General features: G+C 57.1%; 19 protein-coding genes. 9 read left to right on the top strand and 10 right to left on the bottom strand.

The window, feature by feature from the left end:
* Nucleotides 1-207: 207 nt before the first annotated feature.
* The 3 genes from HUO14_RS03915 to HUO14_RS03905 all read right to left on the bottom strand — a co-directional run bounded on the left by HUO14_RS03915 (nucleotide 208) and on the right by HUO14_RS03905 (nucleotide 3009).
* Complete coding sequence (locus tag HUO14_RS03915; RefSeq protein ID WP_176278545.1) at nucleotides 208-921, bottom strand: hypothetical protein; 714 nt, start codon at nucleotides 919-921, stop codon at nucleotides 208-210.
* Nucleotides 922-927: 6 nt separating this feature from the next.
* On the bottom strand, nucleotides 928-2133 hold the full coding sequence (locus tag HUO14_RS03910) for a toxic anion resistance protein (protein ID WP_176278544.1): 1206 nt from the start codon (nucleotides 2131-2133) through the stop codon (nucleotides 928-930).
* A gap of 159 nt (nucleotides 2134-2292) precedes the next feature.
* Entirely contained in the window at nucleotides 2293-3009 is a 717-nt protein-coding gene (locus tag HUO14_RS03905; protein ID WP_176278543.1) for an arylesterase, read from the bottom strand.
* A 17-nt stretch (nucleotides 3010-3026) separates the two neighbouring features.
* Here HUO14_RS03905 and HUO14_RS03900 point away from each other — a divergent pair, with 17 nt between their 5' ends.
* Nucleotides 3027-3752 (top strand): ABC transporter ATP-binding protein, encoded by a 726-nt coding sequence (locus HUO14_RS03900; protein ID WP_176278542.1) that lies wholly within the window; start codon nucleotides 3027-3029, stop codon nucleotides 3750-3752.
* Nucleotides 3749-6256 (top strand): ABC transporter permease, encoded by a 2508-nt coding sequence (locus tag HUO14_RS03895; protein ID WP_343046045.1) that lies wholly within the window; start codon nucleotides 3749-3751, stop codon nucleotides 6254-6256. Before HUO14_RS03900 ends, HUO14_RS03895 begins: the two co-directional genes overlap by 4 nt.
* Here the strand turns inward: HUO14_RS03895 and HUO14_RS03890 are convergent.
* Nucleotides 6242-7219 carry a bile acid:sodium symporter family protein gene (locus HUO14_RS03890; protein WP_176278541.1) on the bottom strand — a complete coding sequence of 326 codons (978 nt, stop codon included), beginning with the start codon at nucleotides 7217-7219 and terminating at the stop codon, nucleotides 6242-6244. The genes HUO14_RS03895 and HUO14_RS03890 overlap by 15 nt on opposite strands.
* A 141-nt stretch (nucleotides 7220-7360) precedes the next feature.
* Between HUO14_RS03890 and typA the strand changes: the two genes are divergently transcribed.
* Nucleotides 7361-9178, top strand: a complete 1818-nt coding sequence (gene typA, locus HUO14_RS03885) for a translational GTPase TypA (RefSeq protein WP_176278540.1) — start codon at nucleotides 7361-7363, stop codon at nucleotides 9176-9178.
* 66 nt (nucleotides 9179-9244) lie between these two features.
* Here typA and HUO14_RS03880 read toward each other — a convergent pair whose 3' ends face one another.
* Nucleotides 9245-10081 carry an outer membrane protein gene (locus HUO14_RS03880; RefSeq protein ID WP_176278539.1) on the bottom strand — a complete coding sequence of 279 codons (837 nt, stop codon included), beginning with the start codon at nucleotides 10079-10081 and terminating at the stop codon, nucleotides 9245-9247.
* A gap of 261 nt (nucleotides 10082-10342) precedes the next feature.
* On the opposite strand from HUO14_RS03880, the gene HUO14_RS03875 reads away from it, so the two are divergent.
* The 5 genes from HUO14_RS03875 to HUO14_RS03855 all read left to right on the top strand — a co-directional run bounded on the left by HUO14_RS03875 (nucleotide 10343) and on the right by HUO14_RS03855 (nucleotide 13225).
* Complete coding sequence (locus tag HUO14_RS03875; protein WP_176278538.1) at nucleotides 10343-10807, top strand: DUF805 domain-containing protein; 465 nt, start codon at nucleotides 10343-10345, stop codon at nucleotides 10805-10807.
* Nucleotides 10808-10901: 94 nt separating this feature from the next.
* Entirely contained in the window at nucleotides 10902-11219 is a 318-nt protein-coding gene (locus HUO14_RS03870; protein ID WP_176278537.1) for a DUF3297 family protein, read from the top strand.
* A 16-nt stretch (nucleotides 11220-11235) separates the two neighbouring features.
* Nucleotides 11236-11628 (top strand): hypothetical protein, encoded by a 393-nt coding sequence (locus HUO14_RS03865; RefSeq protein WP_176278536.1) that lies wholly within the window; start codon nucleotides 11236-11238, stop codon nucleotides 11626-11628.
* Entirely contained in the window at nucleotides 11625-12449 is an 825-nt protein-coding gene (locus HUO14_RS03860; RefSeq protein WP_176278535.1) for an SDR family NAD(P)-dependent oxidoreductase, read from the top strand. Before HUO14_RS03865 ends, HUO14_RS03860 begins: the two co-directional genes overlap by 4 nt.
* Nucleotides 12449-13225, top strand: coding sequence for an enoyl-CoA hydratase (locus HUO14_RS03855; protein ID WP_176278534.1), 777 nt, complete (start codon nucleotides 12449-12451; stop codon nucleotides 13223-13225). The genes HUO14_RS03860 and HUO14_RS03855 overlap by 1 nt, the downstream gene beginning before the upstream one ends.
* 52 nt (nucleotides 13226-13277) lie before the next feature.
* Here the strand turns inward: HUO14_RS03855 and HUO14_RS03850 are convergent, their stop codons facing one another.
* The 3 genes from HUO14_RS03850 to HUO14_RS03840 form a co-directional block, all read right to left on the bottom strand.
* Nucleotides 13278-14183, bottom strand: coding sequence for an alpha/beta hydrolase (locus HUO14_RS03850; RefSeq protein WP_176278533.1), 906 nt, complete (start codon nucleotides 14181-14183; stop codon nucleotides 13278-13280).
* Nucleotides 14184-14249: 66 nt separating this feature from the next.
* Entirely contained in the window at nucleotides 14250-14654 is a 405-nt protein-coding gene (locus tag HUO14_RS03845; protein WP_176278532.1) for a GFA family protein, read from the bottom strand.
* A gap of 15 nt (nucleotides 14655-14669) precedes the next feature.
* Nucleotides 14670-15803, bottom strand: coding sequence for a beta-ketoacyl-ACP synthase III (locus tag HUO14_RS03840; protein ID WP_176278531.1), 1134 nt, complete (start codon nucleotides 15801-15803; stop codon nucleotides 14670-14672).
* A 134-nt stretch (nucleotides 15804-15937) separates the two neighbouring features.
* Here HUO14_RS03840 and ung point away from each other — a divergent pair, with 134 nt between their 5' ends.
* Complete coding sequence (ung, locus tag HUO14_RS03835) at nucleotides 15938-16666, top strand: uracil-DNA glycosylase (RefSeq protein ID WP_176278530.1); 729 nt, start codon at nucleotides 15938-15940, stop codon at nucleotides 16664-16666.
* A 13-nt stretch (nucleotides 16667-16679) separates the two neighbouring features.
* Here ung and HUO14_RS03830 read toward each other — a convergent pair whose 3' ends face one another.
* Both HUO14_RS03830 and HUO14_RS03825 read right to left on the bottom strand, forming a co-directional pair.
* On the bottom strand, nucleotides 16680-17651 hold the full coding sequence (locus HUO14_RS03830; RefSeq protein WP_176278529.1) for an alpha/beta fold hydrolase: 972 nt from the start codon (nucleotides 17649-17651) through the stop codon (nucleotides 16680-16682).
* 60 nt (nucleotides 17652-17711) lie between these two features.
* The gene (locus tag HUO14_RS03825; protein ID WP_176278528.1) at nucleotides 17712-18257 is read right to left on the bottom strand and encodes a pseudouridine synthase; all 546 of its coding nucleotides are present in this window, start codon (nucleotides 18255-18257) and stop codon (nucleotides 17712-17714) included.
* Nucleotides 18258-18270: the final 13 nt, after the last annotated feature.

The raw sequence follows: 18270 nt of genomic DNA, 5'->3' as shown, positions 1-18270 counted from the left end.
CGCGACTAACGCATTTCCGGTTTCAAACGCAACCTTTGTCGCCCGCCTGGATGAAATTTGCATATCTCTTGTAATACCGCCAGTCGGCCAGAAGGTTCCGGCGCTGCTGGCGTGCAGGAAACGGCCCGCAACGCAAAAACCGGATAGGTCAAGGGCATGAACGACGGCAGGCAAGCGGGACTATTGGCCGATATATTTTCGAACCCGTTATTCCGCTTCGGCACTCTGGTCATATTTGAGCTCGAGATAGCGGCCACGGATCGAGAGATTGTCGATATCACCCTTGGCGATCTGCTGGGTCACGCCGGAAATTTCTTTCTCGATCAGCGACAGGCCGCCGATCAGCTGCTCATCCGGTGATTTGCCGCTATCCGTCGCCTTGCCGCGCATCGATGCCGGGATCGCCCGATAGCCGTTGATCAGTTCGGGCAGATGCTCACCGACCAGCTTGCGCACTTCATAGGCAGCCGCATCGCCTTCGTTGAGCTTGTTCAGTTGCGGCGACAGCATGTCCAGCTGCACTCCGATGCCGTTGACGATCTGCACCGCCGGGGCTGGCAGAGCCGGTCGCTGGTTTTCCAGCCAGATTTCGGTCTTGCCGGCCAGCGATTTCAGATCGGACTTCATGATAGTCTCGGGTGTCGGAACTTTCATTTTTGGAAATTTCATCGAGGCCCAGATACCGCCGGCGATCAAGCCGGCGGAGATCATCACGCCCCAGAAACCGATGCCGCTCAATATCCCGCCGATGACGCTGGCACCAACCAGCACGGCGGCGGTCCACATCGCCGCACGACCAAGCTTCTTGAAAAAATGACCTTGCTTCAGCCTGTGCGAGCGATTGCCGATCGAGCGACGGAATTGGGAGTCGCGCAGCGCCCGCGACGCGCTGTCCAGGATTTGCTGATTGGATTCCGACACCAGCTTCTAGCCCTCCAGCGCCGAAAGAGGATTTTCGGACGGCGCTTCCAGTTGCGCCTTGGCCTGCCCTTCCGAACGGGCGATATAGCCTTTCGACTTTTCGATTTCGCCGGACAGGCTGTTGACCGTCGCCTTCATATTCTCCAGCGCCTTGAGCTTGAACGTGTCGATATTGTCCATCGTGTCATAGACATTCTGGAAGGCCCGCTGCAGCGTCTCGAGCGGGATCGTTGCCGACGCGGCCTGCTCGTGAATCTGCGCTGTCTGGTTTTTCAGCATCTCGCTGGTGCTGTCGATCACGCCGGCGGTGGTGGTGTTGAGCGCGGTAATCTGGTCGAGAACCAGCTTCTGGTTGGTCAGCGCCTGGGCGACGGTAACGCCGGTGCGCAACGCGCCTACCGTCGTCGTGCTGGCCCGGTCGACACCCTTGACCAGTTCCACATTGTTGCGTTTGACCAGATCGAGCGCGAGATAGCCCTGCACTGTCACCGCCATCTGGGTCAGCAGATCCTGGGTCCGCTGACGAACATAGAAAAGCGCGCTTTCGCGGATCGCCTTGGCCTTGCCGGGGTCGGTGGCGTCGAGCTCGGCGGCCTTGTCTTCCAGCCGCTGATCCATGACCTTGGAGACATGGATCATCTGCTCGAGCCGGCCCATCGCCGCCCAGAGATTCTTGCGCTCGACGTCGATCGCCGCATTGTCCATCAGCAATTCGTCCTTGCCGGAACGAAGCCGGTCGAGGATCGAGCCGATATGGCCCTGAGCGCTTTTATAGCCGTCAAAATAGTTGCGCAGCTTGTTGCCGAACGGGATGATGCCGAACAGTTTCTTCTTGGCGGTCAGATTGCCGCGCTTGCCCGGATCGAGGTCCTCGACCGTGCGACGCAGTTCCGCGAGATCGGCTCCGATGCCGCTTTCCTCGTCCATCGACCGGATCGGCCGGTCGAGAAAGCGGTTGGACTGGCCCGCCGCTTCGGCAATTTCCTTGCGGCCCATATTGGTAATCTGGTCCACTTTTTTGCCAAATTCGGGGCTGTTTTGGTCCTGAGCGATCAAATCATCGATAAAAGTGTCGACTTTTTCTTCCAGTTTCGACCGGATATCGTCACCGACCGGCACGAGGCCAGCGGCCTTTTCCGGCGCGACGGCAGCCACCGGATCGGGCGGAGTGAGTTTCAGGTCTTCGGTCGCGGTGATTGTTTCGGTCGCCATGTTCTTCAGCCTCCCTGCCCCGGCACCAGTGCGGGGCTTTCTCTATAAATGGATGCAAATGCCCCGCTTTTCAAGCGTTTCAACTGCTGTATTAGTAAAATAATACAGTTTTTCCGGAACTGTGCAACATGCTTCCAATTCTTCCAGCGGGCCCGGCTCTCAGCTTTCAAGCAGTTCCGCGACCTGAGGTGCGATTTTGCCGACGATGACATCAATGCCTTCCGCGGTCGGGTGCAGCCCGTCGGGCAGGAACAAATCCGGGCGCCCCACTACCCCGTCCATGAAGAACGGATAAAGCGCGACATCATATTTTTTCGCCAGTGCAGGATAAATGACATTGAATTCCTTGCTGAATGCCGCGCCCAGATTGGGCGGCGCCAGCATGCCGGTCAGCATGACCGGAATATCGCGGTCCTGCAGTTTCCGAACCATCGCATCCAGATTGGCGCGGGAATCCGCTGGCTTCAGACCGCGCAGCAGATCATTGCCGCCGAGCCCCAATATCACAAGATCCGGCTTGCGCGACAGGCTATCGAGAACAAAATCCATCCGCCGCAATCCCGCAGCGGTCGTATCGCCCGACACGCCGGCATTATGAACCCGGACATCCTTGCCGGCAGCGATGAGAGCTGCCTGCAGTTCGGGTGCAAAGCCTTGTTTCTGGTCCAGACCATAGCCGGCATAAAGGCTGTCACCGAAAGCGACAATCAGGATTTCCGCTTCTCTTGTACTGGCCGTTTGATCGCTTTCTGTAGCGGTGGAAGCCGTCTCTACGTCCTTGGGAACAGCTTGCGGCTCGTCCGGCGCGGGGCCACAAGCGATCAAAAGTTGCAGAAACGCCAGCGTGAACCCATATACGAATAAATTCTTCAACATCGGATATCCTTACCCCCATGATCCAGAAAAACGCCGCATCGAGCGACGCCGCCACGGTTGAACCCCATATTGCCATTGCAGCCCGGAATGTCACCCTGTCTTTGGGGGAAGGCGATGCGCGGGTCGATATTCTGCGGGGCATCGATCTCTCTATCGAGGAGGGAAAGACCGTTGCGCTGCTTGGACCATCGGGTTCGGGCAAATCATCGCTTATGGCGATTCTTTCCGGTCTCGAACGAGCCACCGGCGGTGAAGTGGATATTGCCGGAGCCGACTTCGGCGCAATGAACGAGGATCAACTGGCGGTCGCGCGGCGGGGCCGGGTCGGCATCGTTCTGCAAGCCTTTCACCTGCTCCCGACGATGACGGCCCTCGAAAATGTCGCCGTGCCGCTGGAACTGGATGGCCAGCCCGATCCTTTCGAGATTGCCGCGAAAGAGCTGACGGCGGTAGGCCTCGGCGACCGTCTCGGTCATTACCCGACCCAGCTATCCGGTGGCGAGCAGCAACGGGTGGCGATTGCCCGCGCGATGGCCTCCCGACCTACCATCATTTTCGCCGACGAGCCGACCGGCAACCTCGACGGCACCACCGGCGAGAAAGTAATCGCCCTCTTGTTCGATCGCCAGAAGGCCACCGCTGCGACCTTGCTGATCATTACCCATGACCCTGAACTGGCAAAACGCTGCGACCGGATCATCGAGTTGCGCGACGGACTGATCGAACGGGACAGCGCCGCGTGAGCGCGGAACTGGGCAAAGCATGGACGATTGCCCGCCGCGACCTGCGCGGCCGGTTTGTCGGACTGCGGCTGCTGATCGTCTGCCTGTTTCTCGGCGTCGCAACCCTCGCCGCCATCGGCAGCCTGACCAACGCGATAACCGAAGAGCTGGCCAATCGCGGCCAGGCCATTCTGGGCGGAGACCTTGAAATCGCGGTTGCCCAACGCGAAGCAACGACCGCGGAACTTGCCGCTCTTGGTCAGGCAGGCACATTGTCCGAAACCATCCGGATGCAGGCGATGGCGCGGCTGCCCGACGGCAGCGACACCCAGCTGGTCGAACTAAAAGGCGTCGATAGCGCCTATCCCCTCTATGGGGAATTCACGCTTGAGAATGGCCAAACCGCACCTGTTCCCGGACCTCGGGAAATTTACGTCACTCCCGCCCTGATGCAGCGCCTGTCGCTGCAAACCGGTGGCACGATTTCCTTTGGCGAGACCAGCTTCACCATCTCCGGTATCATCGCCGAAGAACCCGACCGGCTCAGCGAAGGCTTGTCGCTCGGTCCAGTGGCGATCACCTCGCTCGAAGGCCTGCGCGCGACAAATTTGATCCAGCCCGGCAGCCTGTTCGAGAGCAAATATCGCCTCAAGCTGCCCGTTACAGCAATTCCTCGCGAGGTCGGTGACGGACTGGCAGAACGGTTCCCCAACGCCGCATGGGAGATCAAGACACGCGACGACGGCGCACCCAGCACAAGACGTTTCATCGAGCGAATGGGGCAGTTTCTGACCCTGGTCGGTCTAGCGTCTCTGGTGATAGCCGGAATTGGTGTCGGCAATGGGGTCGCCTCCTACTTGCGCGGCAAACAGGGCGCGATTGCGACGCTCAAGATACTGGGCGCGGACAGCGCCATGATTTTCCGCATCTATCTGTTCCAGATCATGGCGGTAGCCATCGGCGCAATTGCGCTGGGTCTCGTGATCGGTGCCTTGGCTCCGCTGGCAATAATCCAGATTGCGGGCGATGTCCTGCCGATCAAGCCGGAATTCGCCATCTATCCGCTGCCGCTTGTGGTCAGTGCCCTATACGGGCTGCTGATCGCTGTCATCTTCGCCCTGCCGCCGTTGTCACGGGCAAAAACAATCCCGGCTGCGGGTATCATCCGCGGCGAAGGCCGGTCATGGCGACAGATTGATCGCCAAAGCTGGATCGGTGTCGGCTTGGCGATTGTGGCGATATTGGTTCTTGCCCTTGGCACGGCCAATGAACCGCTGTTTTCTGCCTCTTTCATTGGTGCTGCGACGGCAATATTGCTGCTGCTGACAGGTTTGGGCGCGCTGATCCGCTGGCTCGCAAGCAAGGCACCACGCCCGAAACAACCACTATTGCGACTGGCGCTGACCAGCCTCCATCGCCCCGGCGCCCAGACCGGACAGCTGGTCGTGGCGCTCGGCCTTGGCCTGACCCTGTTCGCCACTCTGGCCGCCATCCAGACCAGCCTGACCAATGAGATACGCTCCACCGTTCCGCGTGACGCTCCGAGCTTCTTCGTCCTCGACATTCCGGTCGAACGGGCGGACGAGTTCCGCTCTAGGGTAGCAGAAACCTCCAGCGCGGCAGAGGTGAATATCGTACCGACGCTGCGCGGGACGATCACCGAATTTGCCGGCCAGCGGGTCTCCGAACTCGAGACGCTCCCAGAGGGTGCATGGGTGCTGCGCGGCGATCGCGGCCTTACCTATAGCGCCGCCATTCCCGAAGGCAGCGAGATCGCGGCAGGTGAATGGTGGCCCGCCGATTATGACGGACCGCCGTTGGTTTCGGTCGACGAAGAACAGGGCGCAGCGTTGGGCCTCAAGATCGGTGACAGTCTGACCGTCAGCCTGCTGGGTGTTGAAATTCCGGCCAAGGTAGCCTCTTTCCGCAAGGTCAACTGGCGCAATTTCGGCTTCAACTATGTCCTGGTCTTTCCGCCCAGCGTGCTCGCCAATGTGCCACATAATGTCGCTGCGACGATCCAGCTGGAAACCGCCAAGGAAGACAAGCTGCTCGGAATATTGCCGCAGGAATTCCCGTCGATTTCGATGGTCAAGGTCAAGGAGATCGCCTCCCAGATCGGTGACATATTGGACCAGATGGCCACCGCCATCGCTGCAGCGGCCTCGATCGCGATTTTCTCCGGCATCGCCGTGCTGATTGGCGCTATCGCCGCTTCGCGCCAGACCCGAGTCTATGATAGCGTGATCCTGAAGCTGCTTGGTGCAACCCGGGCACAGATATTGACCGTTCAAGCTATTGAATATGCGCTTCTGGCGCTTCTGCTGTCTGCTGTGGCGCTTGTCCTGGGCCTGTTTGCCGGATGGTTCGTGATCACCCAGGTCTTTGAATTCACCTGGCAGCCGGACTGGGGGATTGTAATGCTGACCCTCGCTATTGGCGCGGTCGTGACATTGGGTATCGGTTTGCTGGGTTCTATCCCTGTATTGTCTGCCAAACCAGCAAGAGCGCTAAGAGAGCTCTAGTTTATCATCTTCGGCCAACCTAAGAGCGAGCGGGGCGGACAGAAACAATTGCGCTAGATGGTAGAAAATAAGCGGCAATATCACCAGACCCGCGCGCTCTGGGGTAAAGAGGATAGCGGCCAGCGGGGCGCCGATCGCAATGCTTTTCTGCGCTCCCGAAAATAGCAATGTTTTGCGATCTCCGCGCGCGAAGCCCATCATACCGCCAAGCAGCCATGTACCGCCAAAAGCCATCCCCAGCCAAAGCAGCAATGCGGCTGCCAGCCAGATGAATTCCGTGACGCTGACCCGGCTCCACATCCCCGCGATAATCGCGGCGGAAAAAGAAACGTAGACCGCCAGCGCAATCGCCCCCCTGTCGATCCAGCCCGTCACATCCTTATGCGCCATCACCCAGGGCCGCAGCCATTTCTGGAAAATCTGGCCCAGAACGAATGGCAAAAGCAATATCGCGGCAAGCTTGATGATTGTTTCCGATGTTATCTCCACTCCGGCTGCGCTGGCCAGCAAAGCGAACAGGATCGGCGACAGGAATACTCCAACCAGATTGATGAAGGCGCTGGCAACCACCGATGCTGCCACATTGCCTCTGGCAATGGCGCAATAGCTGGTTGCCGACTGCACAGTGGAGGGCAATACGCCGAGGAACAAAAAGCCCAGGACGACATCGGCGGGAAGAAGCTGGTCAACCGCCTTCGACAGAAGCAGCCCGATGGCCAGCATAACCCCGAAGACCCAGATGAATATCGTTCCTTGCAGTCTGATATTGCCAAGCCCTGCCCGCACCTCGTGGCGTTCGAGTCGGATGCCATGCAGAAGAAATACCGCAAAGATCCCGGCATTGAACAAGACACCAGCTACATCTTTCGCCAGGCCCTGTACGGGTAGCAAGGTCGCCAGCAGCACCGCTCCGCTGAGCAGCCAGATGAATTTGTCGGTGAGGATGAGACGAAGGGTTTGCATGGTGTCAGGGCCGAATGGATGGCCCAAGTTGATTTGGCAAGCTTTCTGATGTTGCGGTGCAGCACCAAACAGGCTAAGGGCGCGGCAATATCGGGGCTGTGCTTATGGCCGCCCCTTCCTCTTCTAACGGTAGATTCTAGTATGTCCCTTCGCAATATCGCAATCATTGCGCACGTTGATCACGGCAAAACCACCCTGGTTGACCAGCTTTTCCGCCAATCCGGTACTTTCCGCGACAATGAACGTGTCGAGGAACGGGCGATGGATTCGAACGATCTGGAAAAAGAACGCGGCATTACGATTCTCGCCAAGTGCACCAGCGTCGAGTGGAAGGGCACGCGGATCAATATTGTCGATACCCCGGGCCATGCCGACTTTGGTGGCGAAGTGGAACGCATTCTTTCGATGGTCGACGGTGTTATTCTGCTCGTCGACAGCGCCGAAGGTGCTATGCCGCAGACCAAATTCGTAACCGGCAAGGCCTTGGCGCTTGGCCTGAAGCCAATTGTCGTCGTCAACAAGATTGACCGTCCCGATGGCCGTGCGGAAGAAGTACTCGACGAAGTCTTCGACCTTTTCGTCAATCTCGACGCCAATGACGAACAGCTCGATTTCCCGTCGCTCTTCGCCAGCGGTCGCAACGGCTATGCAGGCGAGACACCGGACGTTCGCGAAGGCGACCTTTCTCCCTTGTTCGACAAAATTATCGAGCACGTACCGGAACCCGATGTGGACCCGGATGCCGAATTCAAGTTCCTGGTAACCTTGCTCGACCGCGACAATTTTGTTGGCCGCATTTTGACGGGCAAGGTCGAAAGCGGAAAGATCGACATCAACATGCCGATCCACGCCATCGATATGGACGGCAAGGTTGTCGAAGCTGGCCGCGCCACGAAGATCATGGCGTTTAATGGCCTGGAACGCGTTCCCGTTGAAAGCGCCAAGGCAGGTGACATCATTTCGCTTGCGGGCCTTACAAAAGCGACCGTTTCCAATACGATATGCGATATTTCTGTTACCGAGCCTATTGCCGCCCAGCCGATTGATCCACCAACGCTATCGATGCGTTTTGCCGTCAACGACAGCCCGGTTGCCGGTCGTGAAGGCGACAAGGTCACCAGTCGTGTGATCCGCGAGCGCCTTTTCCGCGAAGCCGAATCCAATGTCGCGATCAAAGTGACCGAGAGCGACGACAAGGACAGCTTTGACGTTGCGGGCCGCGGCGAATTGCAATTGGGCGTTCTCATCGAGACGATGCGCCGCGAAGGCTTTGAACTTGGCATTTCCCGCCCCCGCGTTCTCTATCGCGAAGAAGGCGGCAAACGCGAGGAACCCTATGAAACCGTGGTTATCGACGTTGACGAGGAATATTCCAGCACGGTCGTTTCCAAGATGCAGCGCCGCAAAGCGGAACTGACCGAACAGCGCCCCTCCGGCGCCGGCAAGACCCGCCTCACCTTCTCCGCACCTTCTCGCGGGCTGATCGGCTATCACGGCGAGTTTCTGTCCGACACGCGCGGTACCGGCCTGATGAACCGTCTGTTCGAAAAATATGGCGACTATAAGGGCGTTATCGAAGGCCGCCCGGTTGGCGTTCTGGTATCCAATGGTACCGGCAGTACGGCTGCCTATGCTCTGAATATGCTCGAAGAACGCGGCGTACTTTTTGTCGGCGCACAAACCCCGGTTTACGAAGGCATGATCATTGGCGAGAATGCCAAGCCAGGCGATCTGGATGTCAATCCGATGAAATCAAAGGCGCTGACCAACTTCCGCGTTTCGGGCAAGGAAGACGCTATCCGCCTCACGACGCCAAAGGTCATGACGCTTGAGCAGGCGATTGCCTATATTGACAATGACGAACTGGTCGAGGTCACGCCGAAAAACATCCGCCTGCGTAAACGCTATCTCGATCCGAACGATCGCAAGAAAGCGTCCCGTCAGGCAGCGGCTGCGTAAAGCAACAACCATTACAAAAAAGGCGGCCATCAAGGCCGCCTTTTTCTTGTCAATTTGCCGTAGCGATTAGAAGCGGAGTGCCGCTGTCAGCCTTACACTGTGCTGATCGAAATTCGGATCGCTGCGCTTCATGTCGGTTCCACCGGATACCAGTAGAAACGGGTTTGTCGCGCCCGCGGTTCCCGGCCCTACATTCACGACATAATCATCGTCGGTATAGCGGGTGTACAGATATTCCAGACCCATGGTGATGTTGTTCGTCACCTTGGCTTCTGCGCCACCGCCTGCGCTCCAGCCAAAGCTGTCGGTCTTGCCATTGTCGGTAAAACTGTTGGCGCCATTGGTTGTGGTAAAGCTATTGTCGATCTTGGCATAAGAGACACCGCCGGTTGCATAAAACAACACGCCGCCCGGAGTATAGCCAACCCGGCCACGCGCGCCGATCGAATAGTCCAGTTGACGGGTGAGCGTATAAGACGCCGGCGTCGTGCTGAATGCGGTCACGCTATCTGTAGATTCGCTGCGACCGGCATCAACAAGAAAGCCGACAACGAAGTTGCCATATTGCTTGTCTGCACCAGCACGGATGTAATAATCAATATCATCTTTGTCGTTGGCGCATCCGGCGTTTGGCGCGTTGCCATTGGCGGCACCGTTACAGAAACCGGGCGAGAAAGCATCTGCGCCCGACACTGTCCGAACGCTATTGTTGAAAGCGCCGTCACGATCGGTGTCAAATATGACGCTTTCGTTCCTGTCATTGGATTGAGCACCCAATCCGAATGATCCGCCAACGTAGAAGCCGTCGAATTCCTTGTTTTCAATTTCCTGTGCCTGCGCCGGAACAGCAACGATCGCTGTCAGCATTGTCATTGCGCTTAGCGCGCGTTTTGTGGGGGACATATTAAACTCCTCTTTTACTCTAACAATTAAGAGACCCATCAAGCGCACGGCTGCTGTTATGGTTCCATCGCGAAGAGGAATATGCGGCGGTGTGACATTCAAGACACGGCAATCGGGTTTGCGACGCTCTGATGCCGAATTTCCAAACGGTATCAGCCTCGGCGAGGCGACAGCATGAGATTTCTCTCTCGACGGACGCGACTTGATTATATGGATTATTGTCCTACGCTCGGATCTGTTTCGGCTTTGGAGTGAGAATATATGGAATGGATGCTTTTGCCGCTGAAACGCTATGCGGATTTTTCCGGACGATCACGGCGAAAAGAATATTGGATGTTCTTTCTGTTCCAATTGCTCGTGAACATCGCTTTTTTCGGTCTGATGATCGTGGTTGCGATGAACGGGCCTGACGAAATTGTTTCCGCCAGTGACACAATTCCGAAGATAGATGGAACAGACCACCTGATTCCGCTTCTTGTCATAATGGGATTATGGGGCTTGTTCTGGCTCGGCGTGCTGATCCCCAATGCGGCCGTCATAGTCAGGCGCTTTCACGACCAGAATATTTCGGGCATCGTGGGAATATTGCTATATGTAGGAACTCTGATCCTCACCCTGCCCGGCATCGTGATTTTGATCTTCATGTGTATCGATGGCCAAAAGGGTGACAATCAATATGGCAAAGATCCCAAAATGGCGGACAATATCGGCGACGTCTTTCGCTAGCCGGTCTCTTACCCTCATTCTCGAGATAACATCTGTTTGATTTTTGCGATGATTATGGCAAAGCGCTCGCAACATCAGAAAACGAGTATCGATCATGACCGAAGACCAACAACCCGAGCAGGCCAACAGCGCAGCATCCGGCGGGGATGTTCCGCCCGACCGTCTCGCCATCAACCCGCGCAGCCCGCATTATGGCGGCGAGTTGCTCTCGCGCGGTATCGGCATCAATTTCCGCGGAGATCGCAAGCATAATATCGAGGAATATAGCGTTTCCGAGGGCTGGGTTAAGGTCCAGGCCGGCAAGACCATGGATCGCAAGGGCAATCCCCTTCTGATCAAGCTCAACGGCGAGGTTGAAGCCTGGTTCGAAGACCTCGGTGATGATGCGCCGAAGTTGAGCAAAAGCGCTTAGACAGCAGGAATAGCCGATGACACCAAAGCGCATTCAATTTTTCATTGCGCTGGTGTTCTTCGTGCTTGGCGGCTGGGCCGCCTTCTTTCCCCAACATGTGATTGATACGGTATTCCTTCCGGAATATCGCGATCACGGACGCCTGTTGCCGTTCACAATCGCGTGTTTCGGCGCGCAGGCTTTGTTGTCAGGACTGTTCGCGGCTTTCTCGCGATTCTCTTCGCTGACATTTCTTGTCTACGGAATCGCGCTGCTGCCCTTTTTCGCATTCAACTATTATTTCACCTTCCACGATCCGGTGTTCACCAGCATCGGGTTGCTCGACGCTGTCGGCAATATCATCATGCTCGCACTTTGTTATGTCGGCTGGAAGAAATGCAAAGCGATAGAACAGGGAGCCTTCTCATGACATTTGTCGATAAAACCGTCTGGATAACCGGCGCATCGTCTGGAATTGGCGAGGCACTGGCAAAGGCCTTTGCCGAGGCGGGGGCGCATATCATCCTGTCCGGTCGCCGGACGGATGCGCTGCAGCAAGTAGCGGCTGATATCGCGACCGACACGCTTGTTCTGCCGTTTGAAACAACTGACTATGGCGCCCTGCCCGCGAAAGTAGAAGAGGCGCATGGCTGGAAAGGCAAGGTCGACATTCTGGTCAACAATGCCGGTATCAGCCAGCGCAGTCTGGCGCTCGACACTCATCCCGATGTGCATCGCAAGATCATCGATGTCGATCTGCTCGCTCCGATCTGGCTGACGCAATTGCTATTGCCGCATATGATCGACGCTGGCGGCGGCCATATCGTGGGGATCAGCTCGGTCGCTGGCCGGGTCGGCGTCCCGCTTCGCACCGCTTATTGCGCTGCGAAACACGGACTGATCGGCTATATGGATGCCCTGCGCGCAGAGACCGAGAAACTGCATAATGTCCATGTCACCAATATTTTGCCCGGATCGATCCGCACCAATGTATCACGCAATGCGCTGAACAGGAAAGGCGAGAGCCGGGGCAAGTCGGACGCTGTTATCGACAATGGGATGGAGCCCGCCGAATGCGCCCGGCAGATTCTGGAGGCGATTTCGAGCAATGTACCCGAGCTGATCATCGCCGAAGGAATGGAACTGATGATCGCCAATTTGCGCCAGAGCGATCCCGACCAATGTTTCGCAACGACCGCTGCGCTGGGGGCGCAGATCGCCGAAAAATACGAAGCGGGAGACGATGACTGATGGCTCTGGTATTATTGGACAAAACAGACGGTGTTGCCACCATCACCCTCAATCGGCCCGAAGCGATGAATGCGCTGTCCAGGGCATTGCGCGCAGAACTCTCTGCCGCCTGTCAGGATGTTAGCAGCGATAATGATATCCACGCCCTGATTGTCACCGGTGCAGGAGAACGCGCGTTTACCGCCGGTCTCGATCTCAAGGAACTCGGTGAATCCGGCCTTGGCCCGGCCAATGATCGCGACGCCAGCACCAATCCGGTCTTTGCGCTGACCGAAATGCCGATACCCGTGATTGGGGCGATCAACGGAGTTGCTATCACCGGCGGTTTCGAACTCGCGCTGGCATGCGATATCCGGATCGCGTCTACCAATGCTCGTTTTGCCGACACCCACGCGCGCGTCGGGATTACGCCAGGTTGGGGCCTTTCTCAGAAATTGCCGCGCTTCATCGGCCTGTCTCGCGCCTGCGAACTGAGTTTCACCGGGCAATTTCTGGATGCGCAAACCGCTCGGGACTGGGGCCTTGTCAATCACGTCTATCAGCCTGATGAGCTGATGCCGGCTGCATTGGCGTTGGCGCGCGACATGACGACGATCGACCGCGACTTCCTGAAGGTCTACAAAAATTTGATCATGACCGGCTTTGACCGCAATCTTGCGGAGGGCATGGCTTACGAGAACGAGATATCGGTGCCATATAACGCCAAGGTATCGATGGACGAGGTCGAGAAGCGGCGGCTCGCTATCATCGAGCGCGGTCGCAAGCTGAAGGGATAAAGCCAGGCTCAGCGCTCCTGATTGCAGTGAAACAGGTTACCGGTCGCTGCAGCTAGGCTTTCGCGGTGAGCAGAAAATCCACGATTTCGTTCAGTGCCCTTTTCGCCTCCGGAATAGGCAACAGCATCCAGACATGCTGCATCCGGTCATAAACCTTCAGCTCGATCTCAGCCCCCTCTTGATCACCCTTTTGCTTCAGCCGCAAGGCGTCAGCAAGCAGCACTTCGTCCGATCCCGCAAAGACCAGCATCGGCGGCAATCCGTCAACCGTTTCGAACAGAGGACTGGCCGGGAACATTGCCGGGTCCTCGCCATCGCGCATCCACCATGACCCGAGGCGGCGGATACCCTCGATCGAGATCAATATATCGGTCTTTTCCAGCTCCACTTGCGTTGAATCCGCAGCGGTCTGGTCGAGATAGGGGCTGAGCAGCACCAGCTTATCGGGTAAAGTCTTGCGCTGATTCCGCAACATCTGGGTCAGGCCGAGCGAAAAGCCACCACCCGCACTGTCCCCCATCACGACAATATTTTCCGCACCATGAAGCGACACAGCCTGTTCAAAGGCCTCCATCACCATCGCATAGCTGACGTCCCATTTGTTCTCCGGCGACAGCGGATAGATGGGAACGGTAACGCTTGCTCCGGTTCGCCGGATCAATTTCCTGATGAAATGCCAGTGCAGTGAAACAATATTGAACGCATAGCCGCCCCCATGCAGGTAGAAAATATGCAGCGAGCTACCTTTTGCGCGAGGGTTGAGCCGGAATAGCGGCTGACCGTTGACCTCGACTTGCTCGATATCGCAATGTTTGCGCAACCAACGCCCTGGAGTGGCAGGACCGCGCGCATGGTCTCGAGCGATGAATTTTTCGTCCCGTCCCGGTTTGAGAAGACGATCTTTCAATCCGGAAATACGGACCAGAAAAAACAGGAATCGTGCTCTCAGACTGATCATATCATGCCCCTAAGCGGGTATTCCAGCCTATTGCAAAATGCGAGGCAACTGGAACTCGCTCGGTGATCACCCTGGCATCCCTGACATCTGAAGAACATCGGGATCAATTTCCACCCAGGCCTGCTTGCTTCTGGTCCAGAAGTGAATTTGCGGATCAACCACGCTGCTATCATCCAGCGTGCCGGCCTTGATATAGGTCATGCCCGGCTGGCTCGGGAGCGAAGTCTTTACCGGTGACCCGCATGTTCCGCAGAAATGGCGATAGACAATATTGCCGCTATCGCCGTGATCTTCATAGGAGGCGAGGTCACCGCTGAGTTCAATATCGTCGTCGGCCACACCGAAAAGAACCGAATAGGCACTACCGGCCTGGCGCTGGCAGTTTTTGCAATGACAGACCCCGCACATCTGCAATTCGCCTTCTATTTTATAGCTGATCGCGCCGCAGAGGCATTGGCCTGTCATCGTCATTTCAATTCCCCTGGATCACGCAACCTTGCGCACAAAAACCGTGCCTGCCGAATAGCCCGCGCCGAACGAGCAAATCAGTCCCAAATCACCGTCGGCGAGATCGCTGCTATGCTTGTGAAAGGCAATGATCGAGCCCGCGGATGATGTGTTCGCATAGGTGTCCAGAACGGTAGGGCTTTCATCCTCGCTGGCTTCGTGTCCGAGCACGCGCTGGGCGATCAGGCGGTTCATTCCGGCATTTGCCTGATGCAACCAGAGACGGCGTAGCGCGGAAGGTTCGATACCCAGCCGCTCGGACTGCTGGTTGATCATGTTCGCGACCATCGGCACGACTTCCTTGAACACCTTTCGGCCCTCCTGAACGAACAATTTGTCCTTGTCGTCCCGGCTTTCCGGACTGGTGCGATTGAGGAAACCGAAATTGTTGCGGATATTATTGGAAAATTGAGTCTTGAGCTTCGTTCCGACGATTTCCCAATGTTGCGCCGGCGCAATATCCCTGGATTCAACAAGGATCGCTGTGGCGACATCGCCAAAGATGAAATGGCTGTCGCGGTCGCGCCAGTTGAGATGGCCGGAACAGATTTCCGGGTTGATCACCAGCACCGATCTGGCGCTGCCCGAGCGGATATAGTCGGCGGCGGTCTGGATGCCGAATGTTGCGGAGGAACAGGCGACATTCATATCGAAACCAAAGCCGTCCTCTATTCCCAAAGCCGCCTGAATCTCGACCGCAATCGCGGGATAAGCGCGCTGCAGGTTCGAGCACGCACAGAGTACGGCGTCGACATCTTCCGGCTTGCGCCCTGCCCGCTCCAGCGCCTGTAGCGCCGCTTTCACGCCAATTTCGGCAAGTATCGAGATTTCCTCGTTCGGGCGTTCCGGCAGGCGCGGGCACATGACCTGAGGATCGAGGATAGGCTCCTTCGAGAGCACAAAGCGCGATTTGATGCCCGATGCCTTCTCGATAAACTCCACCGAACTATGCGGCAGTTCTTCAGCTTCACCGGCAGCAATCGCCTCGGCATTTTCGCGATTGGCGAGGTCAACATAGGCATTGAAACTGGCAACCAGTTCTTCATTGCTGATACTGTCTTCCGGCGTGAACAGGCCGGTGGCGGAGATAACGGGAATATTGTGGTCGGTCATGTGAAGATGCATTTCCTTTTGCGAATGCGCTTTCTGATGGCGCTTGAGCGGGATGGTAATCTTCTGGGGCGGAACTGGCAAGGAGGGTTAATCCTCCCTTGCCTATCAATTTCGCCTTGCTATCAGCAGCGTTCATGGATGACCGCGCAAAACTAGATCATAACTGGCAAGAACCGCTCGCTGACCAGCTTTCCAGCGATTATATGGCGAATCTGCAAGAGTTTCTGACGCGCGAGAAAGCCATGGGAAAATCGATATTTCCCGAAAGCCATCAATATTATCGTGCGCTCAACCTCACACCGCTCGACCAGGTTCGTGTCGTCATTTTGGGGCAGGACCCCTATCACGGTCCGGATCAGGCTCATGGTCTGTGCTTCAGCGTACAACCGGGCGTCCGGCCACCGCCGTCGCTGGTTAATATCTACAAGGAGCTGGAACGCGATCTCGGGATGCCCCGCCCCGCTCACGGGTTTCTTGAACATTGGGCCGAACAAGGGGTGTTGCTGCTCAACAGCGTGCTGACCGTGGAGATGGGCCGTGCCGCTTCCCATCGTGGCAAAGGCTGGGAACAGTTTACCGATGCGATCGTGCGTCTGGTTGCTGCAAAGCCAGAGCCGGTCGTGTTTCTGTTATGGGGAAGCTACGCACAAAAAAAGGCAGCCTTCGTAAAGAGCGTCGAACAAGGTGGCCGGCATCTGGTGCTGCAAGCCCCCCATCCCTCGCCGCTGTCTGCGCGTCATGGATTCTTCGGATGCAGGCATTTCAGCAAGACCAATGCTTTTCTTGAGCAGAACGGGATGGCACCGATCGACTGGAGCCTGCCGGTCGCCAGCCTGCCCATGAATGTCTATTGGGACAAATAGCGCAAAACCGTCATCACTCCTCGACCGGCGTGATGGAATCTGGCACTAGCCCCTCGATCCATCTATCAATATCGCGAGCAACCTGCTCCGGCGTTTCCTCCATCGGAAGATGACCGGCATCGGAGTAGGTGATCAGCTTGCTGCCCGGAATCGCGGCCTCGAAGGCACGACCGTGGGACACGGGAATGACTTTGTCCTGCTCTCCCCAAAGCAGAAGCACGGGCATTGTCAGATTTTTGACTTGCTCCCATTTCTCCGGTTCGCGCGGCGTGTTGCCTCGCGCCACAGACGCATGGCGGTTCCCGGGGAAGCGCAGCAATTCCCAATAGCGGTCAACCTGGGCTTCGGTCAGCCGCTCGGGCTGTGCGAAATTTTCTTCCAGCGATGATTTGACCAGAAAGCGCGGCGTGATTTCGGGAAGCAGCATTTTTCCAATCGATGACCGCGCCAGTCTAGCACCCAGATAAAGCTCGCCTTTCTGTTCCACTTGTGCGCCCGAAGCGTCGATCAGAACCAGACCTGCGGTGCGCTCCGGCACCGAAAGTCCGGCGCGCCAGGTCAGCCAGCCGCCCATGCTGTTGCCGACCCAATAGGCTTCGTCGATGCCGACCGTATCCAGAACCAGGATCGCCGCGGCAATATTGGCGTCGGCGCTATAGTTGTCGGTCGGACTCGGCCCGGTCAGCCCATGGCCATAAAGATCGAGCGAAACCAGTCGATATTTGTCGCCGAGCAAGGCGACCAGCGGCTCCCAAGTCTGGAGCAAGCTGTTCGATCCGTGAATCAGGAGAATTGCCGGTCCGTCCTTATTGCCCTCCTCGCGGTAATGGATTTGGCCGCCTTGGCCGTCATCGACGAAACGCGATGCCTCGTTGCCATATTTGGCGACCATCTCGGCGCGATCGGTGTCTGGCGTCCGGACTAGCAGAAATGCGAGGCCGAGCAGGACCAGGAACCCGAGAATGATGCGGATCGTCTTTTTCATCGCCTTGCCCCTCTTCCGATAAAAATCAGTCTATCGAATGTCGCCGCGGCCGCCAACGGATTATTCCGCGTGCCGCCATTCTCCGGGCTGCAATCCGTCCAGCGACCATTCACCCACGCTCCAGCGCACGAGTCGTAAGGTGGGATGGCCGACTGCCGCGGTCATCCGGCGGACCTGCCGGTTGCGTCCCTCGCTTATCGTCAGTTTGAGCCAGCAATCCGGTATGCTTTTGCGCACCCGGATCGGCGGATCGCGCGGCCAGAGATCGGGTTCTTCGAGACGCTCGACTTCAGCAGGTCTGGTCAAACCATCCTTCAATTCTACGCCTCGCTGCAGCATGGCGAGACTTTCATCGCTGACCTCGCCCTCCACCTGCACAAGATAGGTCTTGGGCATCTTATATTTGGGGTCCGAGATCCGCGCCTGCAATTTACCGTCGCCGGTCAGCATCATCAGTCCCTCGCTGTCGCGGTCCAGCCTGCCGGCCGGATAGACGCCGGGCAAATCGATATAGTCGGACAAAGTCGCGCGTTTGGTTTCGCTCCCGCGATCGGTGAATTGCGGCAATACGCCGAATGGTTTGTTGAACAGGATCAGTTTTGACATTCATCCCCTTTGG

This window comes from Parasphingorhabdus flavimaris, assembly GCF_013371215.1.
GTDB classification, from domain to species: Bacteria; Pseudomonadota; Alphaproteobacteria; order Sphingomonadales; family Sphingomonadaceae; genus Parasphingorhabdus; species Parasphingorhabdus flavimaris.
Note: the sequence above shows the minus strand (reverse complement) of the source record. Positions and strands in the feature narration are given on the sequence as shown.

Excerpts from the sequence above, each read along its gene's own strand:
- ung (WP_176278530.1), top strand. The coding sequence starts at position 15,938 with ATGGATGACCGCGCAAAACTAGATCATAACTGGCAAGAACCGCTCGCT.
- HUO14_RS03855 (WP_176278534.1), top strand. The coding sequence starts at position 12,449 with ATGGCTCTGGTATTATTGGACAAAACAGACGGTGTTGCCACCATCACC.
- HUO14_RS03825 (WP_176278528.1), bottom strand. The coding sequence starts at position 18,257 with ATGTCAAAACTGATCCTGTTCAACAAACCATTCGGCGTATTGCCGCAA.
- HUO14_RS03850 (WP_176278533.1), bottom strand. The coding sequence starts at position 14,183 with ATGATCAGTCTGAGAGCACGATTCCTGTTTTTTCTGGTCCGTATTTCC.
- HUO14_RS03840 (WP_176278531.1), bottom strand. The coding sequence starts at position 15,803 with ATGACCGACCACAATATTCCCGTTATCTCCGCCACCGGCCTGTTCACG.
- HUO14_RS03870 (WP_176278537.1), top strand. The coding sequence starts at position 10,902 with ATGACCGAAGACCAACAACCCGAGCAGGCCAACAGCGCAGCATCCGGC.
- HUO14_RS03880 (WP_176278539.1), bottom strand. The coding sequence starts at position 10,081 with ATGTCCCCCACAAAACGCGCGCTAAGCGCAATGACAATGCTGACAGCG.
- HUO14_RS03865 (WP_176278536.1), top strand. The coding sequence starts at position 11,236 with ATGACACCAAAGCGCATTCAATTTTTCATTGCGCTGGTGTTCTTCGTG.
- HUO14_RS03830 (WP_176278529.1), bottom strand. The coding sequence starts at position 17,651 with ATGAAAAAGACGATCCGCATCATTCTCGGGTTCCTGGTCCTGCTCGGC.
- HUO14_RS03905 (WP_176278543.1), bottom strand. The coding sequence starts at position 3,009 with ATGTTGAAGAATTTATTCGTATATGGGTTCACGCTGGCGTTTCTGCAA.
- HUO14_RS03910 (WP_176278544.1), bottom strand. The coding sequence starts at position 2,133 with ATGGCGACCGAAACAATCACCGCGACCGAAGACCTGAAACTCACTCCG.
- HUO14_RS03860 (WP_176278535.1), top strand. The coding sequence starts at position 11,625 with ATGACATTTGTCGATAAAACCGTCTGGATAACCGGCGCATCGTCTGGA.
- HUO14_RS03890 (WP_176278541.1), bottom strand. The coding sequence starts at position 7,219 with ATGCAAACCCTTCGTCTCATCCTCACCGACAAATTCATCTGGCTGCTC.
- HUO14_RS03845 (WP_176278532.1), bottom strand. The coding sequence starts at position 14,654 with ATGACGATGACAGGCCAATGCCTCTGCGGCGCGATCAGCTATAAAATA.
- typA (WP_176278540.1), top strand. The coding sequence starts at position 7,361 with ATGTCCCTTCGCAATATCGCAATCATTGCGCACGTTGATCACGGCAAA.
- HUO14_RS03900 (WP_176278542.1), top strand. The coding sequence starts at position 3,027 with ATGATCCAGAAAAACGCCGCATCGAGCGACGCCGCCACGGTTGAACCC.
- HUO14_RS03875 (WP_176278538.1), top strand. The coding sequence starts at position 10,343 with ATGGAATGGATGCTTTTGCCGCTGAAACGCTATGCGGATTTTTCCGGA.